General features: G+C 52.5%; 14 protein-coding genes and 1 other RNA gene. 11 read left to right on the forward strand and 4 right to left on the reverse strand.

Going from position 1 to position 15,414, the window contains the following annotated elements; all coding sequences use genetic code 11:
* The first annotated feature begins 18 nt into the window (after positions 1-18).
* From EZJ44_RS02530 to EZJ44_RS02575, 10 genes are all read left to right on the forward strand, one after another.
* On the forward strand, positions 19-819 hold the full coding sequence (locus EZJ44_RS02530; protein ID WP_131279811.1) for a Nif3-like dinuclear metal center hexameric protein: 801 nt from the start codon (positions 19-21) through the stop codon (positions 817-819).
* A 272-nt stretch (positions 820-1,091) separates the two neighbouring features.
* Positions 1,092-2,132: a LacI family DNA-binding transcriptional regulator gene (locus tag EZJ44_RS02535; protein WP_131279813.1), complete on the forward strand. Its 1,041-nt coding sequence runs from the start codon at positions 1,092-1,094 to the stop codon at positions 2,130-2,132.
* Between the two features lie 14 nt (positions 2,133-2,146).
* Entirely contained in the window at positions 2,147-2,908 is a 762-nt protein-coding gene (locus EZJ44_RS02540) for a glucose 1-dehydrogenase (RefSeq protein WP_131279815.1), read from the forward strand.
* On the forward strand, positions 2,905-4,365 hold the full coding sequence (locus EZJ44_RS02545) for a CoA-transferase (RefSeq protein WP_131279818.1): 1,461 nt from the start codon (positions 2,905-2,907) through the stop codon (positions 4,363-4,365). The genes EZJ44_RS02540 and EZJ44_RS02545 overlap by 4 nt, the downstream gene beginning before the upstream one ends.
* A 16-nt stretch (positions 4,366-4,381) precedes the next feature.
* Positions 4,382-5,557, forward strand: coding sequence for a thiolase family protein (locus EZJ44_RS02550; protein ID WP_131279820.1), 1,176 nt, complete (start codon positions 4,382-4,384; stop codon positions 5,555-5,557).
* Positions 5,558-5,572: 15 nt separating this feature from the next.
* On the forward strand, positions 5,573-6,457 hold the full coding sequence (locus tag EZJ44_RS02555) for an SMP-30/gluconolactonase/LRE family protein (RefSeq protein WP_131279822.1): 885 nt from the start codon (positions 5,573-5,575) through the stop codon (positions 6,455-6,457).
* A 2-nt stretch (positions 6,458-6,459) separates the two neighbouring features.
* Positions 6,460-7,785, forward strand: a complete 1,326-nt coding sequence (locus tag EZJ44_RS02560; protein WP_131279824.1) for an MFS transporter — start codon at positions 6,460-6,462, stop codon at positions 7,783-7,785.
* 92 nt (positions 7,786-7,877) lie between these two features.
* Positions 7,878-9,041, forward strand: a complete 1,164-nt coding sequence (locus EZJ44_RS02565; RefSeq protein ID WP_131279826.1) for a glycerate kinase — start codon at positions 7,878-7,880, stop codon at positions 9,039-9,041.
* Positions 9,013-10,659, forward strand: coding sequence for a class I adenylate-forming enzyme family protein (locus EZJ44_RS02570; protein WP_131279828.1), 1,647 nt, complete (start codon positions 9,013-9,015; stop codon positions 10,657-10,659). The genes EZJ44_RS02565 and EZJ44_RS02570 overlap by 29 nt, the downstream gene beginning before the upstream one ends.
* Before the next feature lie 53 nt (positions 10,660-10,712).
* Complete coding sequence (locus EZJ44_RS02575; RefSeq protein ID WP_131279830.1) at positions 10,713-11,447, forward strand: zinc ribbon domain-containing protein; 735 nt, start codon at positions 10,713-10,715, stop codon at positions 11,445-11,447.
* A 22-nt stretch (positions 11,448-11,469) separates the two neighbouring features.
* On the opposite strand, the gene EZJ44_RS02580 is transcribed toward EZJ44_RS02575, so the two are convergent.
* Positions 11,470-12,249, reverse strand: a complete 780-nt coding sequence (locus EZJ44_RS02580; RefSeq protein ID WP_165496086.1) for a YaaA family protein — start codon at positions 12,247-12,249, stop codon at positions 11,470-11,472.
* A gap of 100 nt (positions 12,250-12,349) precedes the next feature.
* Here EZJ44_RS02580 and rnpB point away from each other — a divergent pair.
* Positions 12,350-12,698: RNase P RNA component class A (rnpB, locus tag EZJ44_RS02585), an RNA gene on the forward strand.
* A gap of 79 nt (positions 12,699-12,777) precedes the next feature.
* On the opposite strand, the gene ppgK is transcribed toward rnpB, so the two are convergent.
* The 3 genes from ppgK to panB form a co-directional block, all read right to left on the reverse strand.
* Positions 12,778-13,563, reverse strand: coding sequence for a polyphosphate--glucose phosphotransferase (gene ppgK, locus EZJ44_RS02590; RefSeq protein ID WP_131279834.1), 786 nt, complete (start codon positions 13,561-13,563; stop codon positions 12,778-12,780).
* A 22-nt stretch (positions 13,564-13,585) separates the two neighbouring features.
* Complete coding sequence (map, locus tag EZJ44_RS02595) at positions 13,586-14,497, reverse strand: type I methionyl aminopeptidase (RefSeq protein WP_131279836.1); 912 nt, start codon at positions 14,495-14,497, stop codon at positions 13,586-13,588.
* A gap of 74 nt (positions 14,498-14,571) precedes the next feature.
* Positions 14,572-15,369, reverse strand: a complete 798-nt coding sequence (gene panB, locus EZJ44_RS02600; RefSeq protein WP_131279838.1) for a 3-methyl-2-oxobutanoate hydroxymethyltransferase — start codon at positions 15,367-15,369, stop codon at positions 14,572-14,574.
* Positions 15,370-15,414 lie beyond the last annotated feature (45 nt).

The raw sequence follows: 15,414 nt of genomic DNA on the forward strand, positions 1-15,414 counted from the left end.
GCTTGCTAGACTTGAGTTATGTCTGTAACGGTTGAACATATTGTGCGTGCGATGAATAAGCACTATCCGGCATCATTTGCTGAGGACTGGGATCGAGTTGGCTTAGTAGTGGGGGATCTGGCGGCCCCTGTGAAACTCATTGGTTTTGCAGTAGACCCGTGTGAAGCAACGGTGAATGAAGCAATTGAGCGGGGAGCCGATATGCTGATCACTCATCATCCGCTATTTTTGCGAGGTACGTCGAGCGTGGCAACCGACAGTGCTAAAGGTTCTTGGGTGCACAAACTTATTAAGAACGACTGCGCATTGTTCGCAGCTCATACTAATGCTGATGCCGCAGCAGATGGATCGGCCGTAGCACTTGCTGATTTGCTAGGGGTAGAAGATCAGCGGCCGCTCCAACCGCATAGCGACTTTCCGCAAATCGGAATTGGTAGGGTGGGAACTTTGCCAATGACGATGAGTGTGCTCGAATTGGCCGAGCGTGTGAAGGCAAAAATTCCCGATGTTCCTGCCGGTATCACGATTGGCGGAGATCCTGCGCGGATTGTCAAGACGGTAGCTGTTTCGCCCGGATCGGGAGATTCGTTCCTTAAACGTGTTGGGGAAGTTGGTGCAGATGTATATATCACTGCTGACCTGCGCCATCATCCGGCCACCGATCATTTGTGGTCTGGGGGATGTGCGCTGATTGGAACCACCCACTTTGCCTCGGAGTGGCCAGTTTTGCCAAATTTGCAACGCAGGATTGAGCAAGAGTGTGATGTGCAAACATACGTCTCAACGATAATTACCGATCCATGGGAGATTCGGCTTTGAGTTGTTAATGAATCAGACTTAATTTCTGTTTCAGAATAATAAATACCAAATTAGCACCGGGTGTTAAGTAGTCACTTAACACCCGGTGCTAATTCGTATCCGCAGCTAGTGGCTTTATTTCGAGAAATTAGGTTCGCCTATCACTAAAGTCGAGCGTGAATAGTTGAGAACTTAACATTGCTTAACTCACATCTGGGTTGAGAGTCTAATCACAAGTCGAAGCGGGCACATGAATATGTGAGTGCTCTCGGTACACAAGGGAGTGAATCGTTTTGGATCGCGATAATCGGATTTCTAAACCTTCGCAAGAAGGAAATGCTGCAGACATTGCTCGGACGCTGGGCGTCTCTCGAGCGGCAGTTTCCTATGCCCTCAACGGCAAACCGGGCGTATCAGCTCGCACGCGCCAAATGATCTTGTCCTTAGCTGAAAAGAAGGGCATGGAAATTCCACAAAAAGCCCTGAACTGGAAAACTACCAAACCGCTCGTCGGCCTGATCTTGGCAGACCTCAGCAATCCTTTCTATCAAGAACTCGGTGTGGCGGTATCAAATCGTGCACGTTGGCACGGTTACGATGCCTACCTTTCGCACACCGGCGATGATCCACTTGAATTGCTCACCACAGTTCGAGCAATGGCGAGTCACCACGTGGACGGAATCATCTTGACCGCCACCCAAGATGGTGACGCTGCCGTCGTCCAAGAACTGCGTAAATGGAATATTCCTTATGTGCAAGTTTCGCGCAAAATCCCCACTGTGCAAGGAGCATTTGTGGGAATCGACAACAAGGCTGCTTCGAAAGATATTGCTTTGCACATGGCCTCGCACGGCTATGAAAAAATCGCCCTTGTGGTTGGGCCGCGTCGTTCCTCGGCGTCAAACGACCGCTATGCCGGCTACCTCGATGGTTTGGTGGAAAGCGGAATATTTGTGCCCCAACAGTGGATCGTGCGCACGTCGCTGGGTATCGACGGAGGCCTGAAAGCCGCGCAATATCTACGCAGCCTCGACCGCGGGCTGCCTGAAGCAATTATTTGCGGTTCGGACGCGATTGCTTTGGGAATCATTCAAGACTTCACTGCGCAAGGTATCAACATTCCTGCCGATGTGGCTATCTGTGGTTTTGACGGGGTAATGAGCCAAAGATCAGCTGATTTTTCTCTCACCACAGTCGTGCAGCCGGTTGATGATATGGCCGAAAACGCTGTTATGTACCTTGACGACCTCATTAGGAACAAGGCAATTACTCCACATGAAGTGATCTGCCAATACTCACTACGCATCGGCAATTCGTGCCGGTGCCAACTATGAAAGGAGCACGTCTCATGACATGCACCCCACTGGAGAATAAAGTCGCAATTGTTACCGGCGCTTCCCAAGGCATCGGACGCGGAATCGCGCTCAAACTGGCACAGCGTGGTGCCACCGTCGTCGTCATTGACATCAACGGCGACGCGGCTCGCGCTACTGCAGAACTCTGTGGCGGAAAATCTGTTGGTATCGCCTTGGACGTGTCCAATCGTGAAGCTGTCGATGCCACAGTTGATCAGGTTATCGCCGATTTTGGCAAGGTAGATATCCTCGTCAATAACGCTGGCATCAACCGCGACGGAATGCTGCACAAAATGACCGACGAGATGTGGGACTCGGTGATCGCCGTCGATCTTTCGGCAGTGTTCTACTTCTGCCGCAAGGTAGGAACTCATATGCGCGAAAACGGGTACGGACGTATTTGCAACGTGGCATCTGCCTCGTGGATGGGCAATATCGGCCAGACAAATTACGCGGCCGCAAAGGGTGGCGTTGTATCGCTGACCCGTTCCATTTCAAAAGAACTCGCATTCAAGGGCATCACGGCCAATGCCATCTGCCCTGGTTTCATTGAGACCTCGATGACGACGGCGCTGCGTGACGTTCCTTCGCGCGTAGGATTCGACAACCTCTATGACGAGCAGGTTGCGAAAGTGCCGCTCAAGCGCGCTGGTCAGCCTGAGGATGTGGCTAACTTGGTGGCGTTCTTGGTGTCTGATGACGCTTCCTACCTGACCGGCGAGGTCATCAACATTGGCGGAGGCTACAAGCTATGAGTTTCAAGCAAGTCCAGCCACATGAAGTGGCGGCGCTGATTCCAAATGGCGCCACCGTCGTCGGCAATGGCTTTACGATGATGGGCGTAGCCGACGAAATCTACCTCGAGATTGAAAAATCCTTTCTCAGCAAAGGCGTGCCAAACGGACTGACGTTCGTGCACGCCGCGGGGCAGTCGAACCGCATTGATGGCTTGGCTCGGCTCGCGCATCCGGGTCTGCTCAAACGAGTGGTTGGCCCACACTGGGGATTGAATCCACCAATGGCGAATGTGCTCGGAGCCGACGAGGTTGAGGCAATTTGCCTGCCACAAGGGCAGATTTCGACCCTCTACCGCACAATCGCAGCTCACCGGCCAGGTCAGCTTTCCACTGTGGGCTTGGGAACCTTCGTTGATCCACGCCATGATGGTGGACGTATTAATGATTCTGCTAAGGCAGCCACTGCGTCTGACGAGTACGTCTCGTTGATGGAACTTGACGGGAAAGAGTACTTGTTCTACAAGTCATTCCCGCTGGATGTGGCTATTATTCGTGGCTCGCGAATTGACCCCGATGGGAATATGTCACAAGAAGACGACGTGACGATCCTCGACAACCTGGCGATTGCGCAGGCTGTGCACAATAACGGCGGAATTGTGATCGCGCAGGTCAAAGAGATCGTAGAACGTGGAGATATTCCAGCGCGTGAAGTTGAAGTTCCAGGCGTGCTCGTGGATTACGTGATGGTGACTTCCGATCCGGCTAAATACCACCGGCAGACGAATGCTTCCATCGAAGTGAACTGGGATCTTATCACCGGATATGCCTCTCCTGAAGAACTTGGGCAGGCGTTGCTCTCTCACGAACTAGAGCCAACTCGCGTGGCGATCGGTGAAAGAGGAGCCAAGCTGGTGCGCGATGGCGACATTATCAACCTCGGTACTGGTCTGCCTGGTGATTCAATTGGTCGGGCTCTGGCAGTAAGCGGGCAAATCGCCAATATTACCCTCACTGTGGAATCGGGAACCTATGGCGGCGTGCCACTTGGAGTAGTTGATTTTGGGTGTGCTTTGCACCCAGCAGCAATTATCGGACATCCGCAGCAATTTGACTTCTACAACGGTGGGGGCGTGGACATCACGTTCATGGGTGTGGGACAAGTTGATGGCGAGGGCAATATCAACGTCTCTGCTTTTGCTGGTAAAGCGATCGGTTGCGGTGGCTTTATGGACATCGTTGATGGGGCCAAGCGTATCTGCTTCTTGATGGTGGCTGATTCTAAGCATCCCAAGTGGGTACCTGCGGTTGACCAGCTCACCTTCTACGGGAAAGCTGCCCTCGACAAGGGCCAGGAAGTGTATCTGGCAACCGAGCACTATTTGGTGCAACTCACCGACGAAGGCTGGGTTGTGCTGGAAGTAGACGACAACGATGCCGCGCGAGCTACGGCGTCTCAAGTAATTACGAAGAAGTAAAAGAAAGAGGAGAACAATGGAAAAGATCGTAGTAGTTGAAGGCGCTCGTACGGCTATTGGCGGATATGCAGGATCGCTATCAAATACGCCTAACCATGTGCTCGGTGCAATGGCAATGACAGCTGCCATTGAGCGAGCTGGAGTTTCGGCTGAGGCTATCGACGAAGTCGTGGTCGGTTGTGTTGGGCAGGTTGGCCCTGATGCGTTCCTAGCCCGCCGTATCGCATTGGCAGCGGGCGTACGTGAAGACTCCAATGCTTTTACCGTCAACCGCCTATGTGGATCGGGATTGCAAGCAGTGCAATCGGCAGCCTTTGAACTGCGCGCGGGCGATGCCAAATTCGCAGTAGCAGGTGGCTCGGAGAATATGTCGCGTCAGCCTTTCATGGACTTCGATGCGCGCAACGGTTGGAAGATGGGCAATCACACTTTGGTTGATGGCACGCTTTCGCTGGTTACAGATCCGTTCGGAAACTACCCGATGGGTGTAACTGCAGAAAATGTTGCCGAGAAATACGCCATCTCTCGCGAAGATCAAGACGAATTTGCGGCACTCTCGCAAGAACGTGCAGCAGCAGCTCAAGAAGCTGGACTTTTTGCACCGGAGATCGTTGGAGTGACGGTCAAGGAGAAGAAGACTGAGCGCGTATTCGACGCTGATGAGCACTTGCGTCCAGGTACCACAGTCGAAAAGCTGGCAAAGTTGCGTCCGGCTTTCCGCGACGGCGGTTCAGTGACGGCAGGAAACTCCTCGGGAATCAACGACGCCGCAGCGATGCTGGTGCTTACCACTGAATCAGTTGCAAAAGCTGAGGGCTTGAAGCCGATTGGTGAATTTGTGAGCTTTGCAAAAGCTGGCGTGGCACCAGAGGTTATGGGCTTCGCTCCAGCGCTCGCGATTCCACGTGCATTGGAAAAGGCTGGTTTGACGCTTGCAGACATCGACTGGATCGAACTTAATGAAGCATTTGCAGCTCAAGCACTGTCGGTGATCCGCGATCAGAATCTCGATATGGACAAGACGAATCCGCTCGGTGGTGCCATTGCGTTGGGCCATCCGGTTGGTGCAACTGGCGCAATTCTTTCTCTGCGCACCCTATACAACCTGCGCCGAACAGGTAAAGAATTCGGTTTGGTATCCATGTGCATCGGCGGCGGCCAAGGCGTTGCTGCTGTGTACAAGGCATTGTGAGTGAGGAGGCTGACAATGAAAATTAGTAAGATCATTGACCTGAAACCCAATTTGGGTGAAGGGCCAATATGGGATAGTGAATCAAACACGTTGTGGTGGATTGACTCTCAGGATGGACGCGTTTTCAATCATGAGCAGGACGGCTCAAACCTCAAGGTATGGGACGTGCGCGAAAAGATTGGTTCGATGGCGCTCTATGCTGATGGAAAATCTGCACTAGTTGCACTGCAAACTGGTTTGTACAAGTACAATCTTGAAACTGATCAGGCAACGTTGCTGGTAGATCCAGAGCCCGAGTTTGAACATAATCGCCTCAACGACGGCAAAGTTGATCAGCGTGGACGCTTCGTATTCGGTTCGATGGACACCCTCGAAGAAACCCCATCCGGCAGACTCTATTCCTATGAAGAAGGTAAAGGTCTGACCGTACTTGACGAGGGCATCATTTGTTCGAATGGTCCATGCTGGAGCCCCGATGGTTCCATCTTCTACTTTGCAGATACGTGGACTGGTGATATTTGGGCATACGACTATGACCTCGAAACTGGCCAAGTATCGAACCGTCGTGTTTTCGCTACGGTGGACCAGTCCGACGGCGGCGCTTGCGATGGCATGACCGTCGATGCCGATGGTTTCGTCTGGCAGGCACACGTTTACGGTGGCAAGATCAACCGTTACGATCCCGATGGCAAGCTCGAGCGTCAGATTGAGATGCCAGTTCTTAAGGTCACCTGCCCAGTATTTGGTGGACCTGATTACGACCGTATGTTTGTAACCTCAATGGCCCGTCCGCCGTTGCCACGATTCCCCGAAGACGGGCACGAGCGTGGCGCACTCTTCGTCATTGATGACTTGGGTGTTCAGGGTTTCGAAACTCCACGTTTTGGTAAGGAGATTTAATAATGGCTCATGAAAAATTACAGCGCGGTGCCGCGCCACTGTCGCGCGTTCCACGCGCATCTTGGGTAGCTCTGGCAGTTACCTGGGGAATTTGGGCAATTAATGCTTTCGACCGCGAAGTTATTCTTCGTCTCGGCCCAGCTATCACTGATCACTTCAAGCTTTCGCCTGAAGCATGGGGTGGAATCATTTCTATCGTCATGCTCTCGCTGGCAGTCCTTCCTATCTATGTTTCGCGTATGAGCGATAACCATGGAACTGGCTGGAAGCGGGCAATCTTCCAGGTTCCACTGGTCATCGGCTACAACTTGATCTCAGCTATCACAGGTATCAAGGCTGTTGCTCATAACTTGGTTCTCTTCATCGCATTGCGCATTGGTGTGAATCTCGGTGCTGGCGCAGGCGAGCCAATTGGTATTTCCAATACCACCGAGTGGTGGCCGAAGGAGCGCCGTGGTTTCGCGCTCGGTGTGCATCACACTGGTTATCCAGTAGGTGCTCTCCTCTCGGGCCTCGTTGTAGCAGCGATCTTGAGCATTTTCGGTGATGAAAACTGGATGTTGGTGTTCGTCGTCGGACTCATCGTGGCGATTCCGCTCATGCTTTTCTGGTGGAAGTACTCAACGAAGGAACGCCAAGAGCGCACCTATGAGCAGATTGCTGCTGCTGGCATGACCGTTCCACTCGACGAGGGTGCAGATGGTCAAGCCGATACTGCTGGTGCTGTTGGAAAGTGCTTGCGTAATAAGGTAGTTATGATCACCTCCGGCACGACTTTGCTCACGCAAATCGTGTACATGGGCATCAACTACGTGCTTCCGCTCTACCTTGCAAATATCGTGGGTTTGGATTACTCCGAAGCTGCCGCATACTCCGTGGTATTCACAATCACCGGTATCATTGGTCAGATTTTCTGGCCAACTCTCTCCGACTACCTCGGACGCCGCACCACCATCGTGGTCTGCGGTATTTGGATGGCAGTTGGCGTGGCAGCGTTCTACTTTGCTACCTCGGTGCCAATCTACATCGCGCTACAGCTCTTCTTCGGTCTCGTTGCCAATGCTGTATGGCCGGTGTACTACGCAGCTGCAACCGATAACGCTCCCGATGGTGCACATGGTACGGCAAATGGCTTTGTGACCACCGCAATGTTCATTGGTGGCGGTCTTGCTCCTGTGCTCATGGGTTGGCTCATCGGCCTCGGCGGCGGTTGGAAGTCCGGTGCAGGTTACACCTACACCTTCTTCTTTATGGCACTGTGTGCACTGCTTGGCGTTGCCATTCAGTTCTTCGTGAAGAAGAGCGAGATTGAGGCACACGCCGAGTAATTTCTCAGCTGTGTTTCGATGCGTAGCTAAACGATAGTCTTGTGAGGTGATACTTCATATCACCTCACAAGACTGATCCATCCGGAGTCAAGATGAAAATTGTAATTGCACCAGATTCTTTCAAAGAGACTATGTCTGCAAAGACGGTCGCAAAAACGATGGCAAGTGCTGTCAAAGAGGTATGGCCCGAGGCTCAGTGTGTTGAAGTTCCCATGGCTGACGGCGGTGAAGGCACAACCGAGTCACTGGTAGATGCGCTTGGTGGAGAACGGCGCGACGTTGCTGTTCTCGATGCACTTGGCCGTAATCGCACAGCTCAGTTCGGGTGGATCCCGCAGCAGGGGTTGGCTGTGATGGAAGTGGCACAGGCTATCGGCATCGAACACATTTGCCCTGATGAGCGTGATCCAAAGCGTTCTGGAACTGCGGGCGTGGGCATGATGCTCAACCATATTCTCGATCTGTCTCCGCGCAAAATTATTATTGGTCTTGGTGGCTCGGCTACGAATGACGGTGGCTGGGGCATGTGTCACGAACTTGGAGTGCGTCTCAAGACGGTCGAGGGCTGCGAGATTGATCCTTTTGATCCACTCCAATTGCGCAATGCGAGCGTGCTCGACGCATCTGCGCTTGATCCACGGTGGCGCGATGTTGAAATTATATTGGCTTGCGATGTGAACAATCCTTTGACGGGTGATACCGGAGCTACGCGGGTATTTGGCCCACAAAAAGGTGTTCTTGAGGTTGACCTTGCAAGCTTTGATGCTGCGCTTTCCCAGTGGGGTAGCCTCATTGACGAACATAGTGGGGAAGTCATCTCTCAGAGAGCGGGAGCCGGAGCCGCTGGTGGCCTCGGAGCGGCCTTCATGGCATTCCTCGGAGCCGATAACCGTTCGGGAATTGACGTGGTGATTGAAACGGTTGGCCTGCGCCAAGTAGTAGCAGATGCCGATTTGGTATTCACAGGTGAAGGCGGAATCGACTTCCAGACCAAGTTCGGCAAGACTCCGTGGGGAGTCATGCTGGTAGCCCGCGAGCACAATATTCCCACCATCGCCTTTGCAGGCAAGTTGGGCAAAGGCTTGGATTCTCTGTACGACGGCGGATTCGCGGCTATCGTTCCAACCGTTCGGGAAGTTACAGACCTCAAAACGGCTTTGGCGCAGGCACAGCCAAGCTTGTTTGAAGCAGTAAAAATGACGTGCCAAATATTGAACGCGAAAATGCATGGCTGGAGTGACAATGCTAGTCGGTGAAGAATTATGGGACGACGCCGTCGTCGAAGGCCTCGTTGATCGTGAAGTTTACGGGCGTAAGGTACGCAGCTATCGCAACGCGGCGGCCTCGCTCTACGAAACTCTGTGCCGCACCGCGCACAGACTCCCTGATAAGGTGGCAATCTACACCGAAGACGGAAAAACTTTCACGTTTGCCGAGGTGAAAAAGTACGTCGATGATTTTGCTTTCTACCTTTCGCATGAGCGAGGTATAGGACACCACGATCGTGTGGGGGTCTTGCTCGATAACGGCATCGATTTCATTACTACTTTTTATGCGTTGAACCGGCTCGGTGCAATAATCGTGCCGCTACCCGGCAAATTTAGAAGAGCCGAGATTATGGCTTTGGTTGAGCGTGCAGATTTGAAAATTGTGGTGTGCCAAGATGAGCAAGCTCCGTGGTTCACTGAGACTCCAACGGTGGTTACTAGCTCGCAGACCTGCGCCTTTGGCCTTCCGCTCTCAACTATTGCTAACGCCGAAAACGAACGCGCTTACGCCGAGTTTTGTGCTCAAATGCCGCAACTTTCTGTGGAAGACGACGCAATTTTGCTCTATACCTCGGGTACCACGTCCCAGAGCAAAGGCGTGCTATTGACGAATATGAACGCAGTTCATGCGGTGTGTTCATACCAGCGAGTTCTCGATTTGAACGAGGACGATTCAACGATCATTGCCGTGCCGATTTACCACGTCACAGGAATGATTGCGATCATTGCGCTGTTCATCTATTTGGGTGGTCCGATCCACGTGCAAAAGCGAATGTCGGGTAGGCCGTTTGTGCGCGAAATTTTCGCTTCAAACATCAGTTTTATCCATGCTTCGCCAACCGTATTTGCCCTCATGCTTGAGGAACAAGAAAGATTCCCGCAGTTGCCCAGCGTGCGCAAAATTGGCTGCGGAGCTGCGCATATGCCGGTGTCGCGAATTGAGGCGTTGCACGCCTGGATGCCGCAGATGGAGTTTCGGACGATTTACGGACTTACCGAATCGTGTTCACCTGGTTTCGTTTTTCCCGACGACGCCGCAACCTCGCCTCATCTTGGCAGTTCCGGTAAACCAATTCCTGGTTTGGACGTCAAAATTTGTGACGATAATGGTGAGGACCTTGGATTTGATGAGATCGGAGAAATCACGATCCGCGGCGCCAATATTGCGCGTCGTTACGATAAAATCGCCAGCGAGAGTTTTTCACCTGACGGTTGGTTGTCCACCGGTGACCTCGGGCGGATAACACCAGACGGTTACGTCTATGTGCTTGATCGGAAGAAAGATTTGATCAACCGCGGCGGAGAGAAAATCTGGTGTATTGATATTGAGGAAGAGCTGAGGCTCTTGCCAGAAATCGACGATGCTGCGCTGGTGGGAGTGCCGGATTCGATTTACGGCGAAGTGCCGGCGGCTGCAGTAGTTTTAGCTCAGAACGTGGTGTTTGATGAAGTCGCGATCCGAGAACAACTCAATAAGCGAGTGGCGCGATATCGAGTGCCGGTATATTTCGCCGTAGTCGATGCGCTTCCTTTAACTGCGGGATCGAAGATTGACAAGAAAGCAATCCGGGCGTTATTCACCGGACCGGATATTTCGGTATCCTGACTCGATTTTCCCGTATAGTAGGAACAAGTACTCCTACTAAAAGTGAGGCAACCATGGCTCAGGCTCCTAGGGAACACCAGCTCCAATTGCTCGAAGTTGCACGGCTCGATGCACAGTTGGCTAAGATTCGTTCGCAGATGCGAAACCACCACTTGCGGGCTGAAATTTCAGCTGTTGAAGCAAAGTTGCTAGAGCTGAATAATGATGCGCAACGCAAGCGAAGCGAACTGTCCAAGACGGAAGACGACGCCGCGGTAGCTCAGGAGCGCCTCGCGTCCCTAGAGGAAAAAGTACGTGCCAAGGATGAACGGCTCAATGCCGGTGTTGGGATGGACTCGCGCGAATTGCTAGCGTTACAGGCAGAAATCGAGACGGGACGCGCCCAGATTTCAGAGCTTGAAGATACCCAATTTGATCTTTTAGAGACGAGCGAATTGCTGGAAAAACAGCTTGCTCACATCGATTCTGATATCAATGAGTGTGCCAAAAACAAAGCAGACTTAGAGAGCGAACTGGCACAGGACTTGGCCGAGTTAGAATCTGAATCTACCCGTATCAGCGAGCAAAGATTGGAGATTTTCACTCCTTTAGCATCTGCTCTGCAGGAGGCTTATGAGCGAGCCCGAACCAGTGGCGGCATAGCTGTGATCGCGCTGCACCACAATGGAGAATCAACGGGTGGGGTTGCGCTTTCGCCGATTGAAGTGGCGGCGGTAAAAGCCCATGATCCCGATGATATTTATATCTCCGAAGATTACGACTGTGTGGTAGTTTTACTCGACGCTTAGCATATACGGCTTAGCGTGCGGCTTACCTCGCGTCGTCGTGCTCAACGAGGGTAATTTTGTACTTATTGTGCGATTCGGCGGTGAGCTCAATGGCGTCGACGATACCGTCAGTGACCAAAACCTGCGCGTATTCTTCCAGTTCGTGAGCCGTGCGTAACGTCGTCTTTGACGAGAGCAAATACTTACCGAGCATCCCGCGGAAACGCTTGGCATCGTGAGAAATCACTTGCCGGCGCTCGCCACTTTGCCGAACTGCGTGAATCGTGACGTAATCGGCGTCGTGCTGAGGATTCCACACCTGATAGTTCCCCGAACGGCAGTCGATTACTAGCTTGTGCGCACCTGGCTCAAAATCTTTCAGCTCCTTGCGCCATGCCGTTTTCGTATTTCCGATTTTTGGCAAGGTAGTGCCCATAGATAGCCGGTAGTGCGGAATGGGATCGTCTGGGCGGAGAACTCCGAAGAGCGCAGAAAAGATGAGCACGTGGTTTTGTGCAAAACGACGGCGGTCTGCTGGCATATCGAGCCAGTCGAGGGCGTGATATAAGACGCCGGTATAAACGTTGCGTGCCGGAGCGCAGGGAAGTTGGGTGAGTTTTTCTTGGGCACGCACAATTTCTTCCACCGAGGCGCCGACTTTCAAGACGTCAAGCGCATCAGCTCGTTGGGAAACTTCGGCAAGTACAATCGCTATTTTCTGGCGTAAGGGATTGAGCTGCGGATAACTGAGTTCGTCCCAATTGAGCGGCTTGCCAGAATTAGGAGCTGTTTTTCCTTCAGAAGGGGGAAGTAGTAGGAGCACAACCTCAATTCTAGCAAAGTATTGTTTTGCAAAGCTTGTAGCAGGTGAGAGCGCGATCTTGGTGTTCGTTGGAGATCGTAGGTAGACTTGAGCACGCGAATGAGTCAGCTAGGCAGTCGCGAGCGCTCTTGCGTTCGAGGAACGTCCGGGCTCCACAGGGAGCAGTGGTGGGTAACGCCCACTCGGGGTGACCCGCAGGAAAGTGCCACAGAAAAGAAACCGCCAGCAATGGTAAGGGTGAAAAGGCGAGGTAAGAGCTCACCGCATGTCTGGTGACAGATATGGCATGGTAAACCCCACTGGGAGCAAGACCAAGCAGTGCGCGTCGAGGCGTCCCGCTGAGTGCACGGGTAGGTTGCTTGAGCTCAACGGTAACGTTGAGTCTAGATGGATGGCTGCCGCTGACCACTTGGCCAGCACAGAACCCGGCGTATCGGCTGACTCATTCGCCCAGTTGAGGCGGGCACATTTGATCGAGTACGAACAGTGATGCCTATCTAACTGGGCGAACTGAGCAAGCCTGATTGCTTACTTCTTTTTACCAGCCTTTTTATCGTCTTGGTAGGCCATGAGTGCAGCTCCCACGATCCCTGCTCCGTTTCGTAGCTCTGCTGGAATTATTGGAGCGTTGGTATCGATCATCGGCACATATTTTTTGTACTTTTTCGAGATTCCGCCACCGATAATAAATAAATTAGGAGAGAAGAGCTTTTCAAGATAGGTAAAGACTTCCTGAAGGCGTTGTGCCCATTCTTCAAAACTGAGGTCTTCACGTTCAAAAACGCCCGATGACGCGTATTTCTCTGCTTCAATTCCCCGTGGCAGGATAATATGGCCGAGCTCGGTATTGGGCACGAGCACACCAGCGGAGACGAGCGCCGAGCCGATTCCCGTTCCAAGCGTGAGTACCAAAATGGTTCCTGGATTTGCGTGCGCAGCACCGTAATGGACTTCGGCATAACCTGCGGCATCGGCGTCGTTCAAAACGGTAACCGGGCGCTTGAGCTTCTTGAAGAAAAGCTCATTAGCGTGAACTCCAGCCCACTGCTGAGACAGGTTCGCAATTGTTGGGACGGTGCCACGCAAGATCGGTGCGGGGAAAGAGATCCCCACTGGAACGTCGTCGGGAAGATCAAAAGAATCTACGATTTCTTTGACGATATCGGCGATAGCATCTGGGGAGGCGTCCGGTGGCGTCGCAATTCGGATACGGTCGTCGATGAACATTCCTGTTTTCAGATCAACAGGTGCGCCTTTGATTCCAGAACCACCAATATCGATGCCTATTGCGATCCGACGAAACTTCTTTTTCATGGATTTCTCCTCGTGTATTGTGCTACGCCTGTGGCATTGCAGCTGAAGTCTGACCTTGCGATGGCAATGTGAGAATATCGAAGCCGTCCTCAGTCACCACAATTGTATGCTCCCATTGCGCGCTTCGCCCACGGTCTTTGGTGACGACGGTCCAATCGTCGTCCCATTGCTCCCACGCGATCTCGCCCATCGTGAGCATTGGTTCAACAGTAAAGACCATTCCCGGCACGATGAGTTCGTTGTGCAGGGGAGCGGTGTCGTAATGCGGCACAATCAGACCAGAGTGGAAGGCTTCTCCAACACCATGACCAGTGAAATCTTCCACTACTCCGTAGTCGAAGCGTTTGGCATAGGATTCGATAACGCGCCCGATAATATTGATTTCGCGGCCAGGCTTGGCAGCTTTAATGCCTCGCATCATAGCAGTATAAGTGCGTTCGCACAGCAATCGAGATTCCTCATCAACCTCGCCCACGTAGAACATTGCATTCGTATCGCCATGCACGCCATCGAAGTATGCGGTCACATCAAGATTGACGATATCGCCCTCGGCAAGTGGGCGGCTATCGGGAATACCATGGCAAATGACCTCATTGACGGACGTGCAAATCGACTTTTTGAATCCCATATAGCCCAAACAGGATGGGTAAGCTCCATGATCGCACATGTATTCGTGCGCAATTCGGTCTAACTCATCAGTTGTGACGCCCGGTGCTATCGCCTCCGCTGCGGTATATAGCGCATCGGCTGCGATTGTTCCGGCATGGCGGATTTTTTCGATAATCTCCGGGGTTTTAACATCCGACGTTGTTACAACTTCCGGTCCGTCGTGGAACATATACTCAGGGCGCTCAATGTGCTGAGGCACAGCACGAAGCGGACCAATTTTTCCTGGCGTGAGAGTCCCCAATGGGGCGCGGTTAGGATCCAACATCTTCTACGTTCTTTTCTATGATTGTTGACTTAGACGGCGATAAGCCTAAGCGAAATACTTAAAGGCTAGGCGCTTTACTCAAGGAAGGTGTGCTTTTCTTCTGGGAATGCACGTGATCGCACTGCTTCGTTGTAAGTAAGTACGGCATCGGTAAGAGCAGCGCCAATTTCGCCAAAAACTTTGACAAATTTCGGTTGCCAGTCGCTCATACCAGCCATATCCGTCCACACTAATACTTGACCATCACAATCAACACCGGCGCCAATTCCGATCGTTGGAATCTCCAGTTCGGCAGTGATGTCTTTGGCAACTGGTGCGGGCACCATTTCGAGCACTACCGCAATCGCACCGGCGTCTTGGACAGCGAGCGCATCTGCCTTGACCTGCTCAGCAGCACTGCCACGACCCTGAACACGCGGCCCACCCAGACTGTTTTCAGCTTGCGGCGTGAAGCCCACGTGCCCAACTACTGGAATACCGGCATCAGTGATAGCGCGAATCGCGTCAGCTCGCCGTTCGCCGCCCTCAAGTTTTACCGCAGCAGCTCCTGCCTTAATCAACTTAATTGCAGATTGAACTGCCTGAGACGTGCTCTCCTCGTAGGAGCCAAAGGGTAGATCGGCAACTACGAATGTGCGGGTGACCGCCCGGGCAACAGCGCGAGTGGCAACAAGCATCTCATCGAGACTCACTGGAATAGTTGAATCATAGCCCAGCATTGTGTTGCCGTAGCTATCGCCGACTAGGAGCATATCGGTACCGGCAGCGTCAAAAATACGTGCGGTGACGGCGTCGTAGGCAGTGAGCATCGTGATAGGTGTACGCTCCTTTTTGAACTGTTGCAGATGGTGAGCGCGCACTCGCTTAATCATTATTGCCTCCAAGGTGTACGAATACAGTATGTGAACATTCTACTC

It is taken from the genome of Arcanobacterium bovis, from assembly GCF_004331995.1.
Lineage (GTDB): Bacteria > Actinomycetota > Actinomycetes > Actinomycetales > Actinomycetaceae > Arcanobacterium_A > Arcanobacterium_A bovis.

What these genes read in the sequence shown, in the direction of transcription:
- EZJ44_RS02530 (WP_131279811.1), top strand. Translation starts at nt 19, where the DNA reads ATGTCTGTAACGGTTGAACATATTGTGCGTGCGATGAATAAGCACTAT.
- EZJ44_RS02540 (WP_131279815.1), top strand. Translation starts at nt 2,147, where the DNA reads ATGACATGCACCCCACTGGAGAATAAAGTCGCAATTGTTACCGGCGCT.
- EZJ44_RS02545 (WP_131279818.1), top strand. Translation starts at nt 2,905, where the DNA reads ATGAGTTTCAAGCAAGTCCAGCCACATGAAGTGGCGGCGCTGATTCCA.
- EZJ44_RS02550 (WP_131279820.1), top strand. Translation starts at nt 4,382, where the DNA reads ATGGAAAAGATCGTAGTAGTTGAAGGCGCTCGTACGGCTATTGGCGGA.
- EZJ44_RS02555 (WP_131279822.1), top strand. Translation starts at nt 5,573, where the DNA reads ATGAAAATTAGTAAGATCATTGACCTGAAACCCAATTTGGGTGAAGGG.
- EZJ44_RS02560 (WP_131279824.1), top strand. Translation starts at nt 6,460, where the DNA reads ATGGCTCATGAAAAATTACAGCGCGGTGCCGCGCCACTGTCGCGCGTT.
- EZJ44_RS02565 (WP_131279826.1), top strand. Translation starts at nt 7,878, where the DNA reads ATGAAAATTGTAATTGCACCAGATTCTTTCAAAGAGACTATGTCTGCA.
- EZJ44_RS02570 (WP_131279828.1), top strand. Translation starts at nt 9,013, where the DNA reads ATGGCTGGAGTGACAATGCTAGTCGGTGAAGAATTATGGGACGACGCC.
- EZJ44_RS02575 (WP_131279830.1), top strand. Translation starts at nt 10,713, where the DNA reads ATGGCTCAGGCTCCTAGGGAACACCAGCTCCAATTGCTCGAAGTTGCA.
- ppgK (WP_131279834.1), bottom strand. Translation starts at nt 13,563, where the DNA reads ATGAAAAAGAAGTTTCGTCGGATCGCAATAGGCATCGATATTGGTGGT.
- map (WP_131279836.1), bottom strand. Translation starts at nt 14,497, where the DNA reads ATGTTGGATCCTAACCGCGCCCCATTGGGGACTCTCACGCCAGGAAAA.
- panB (WP_131279838.1), bottom strand. Translation starts at nt 15,369, where the DNA reads ATGATTAAGCGAGTGCGCGCTCACCATCTGCAACAGTTCAAAAAGGAG.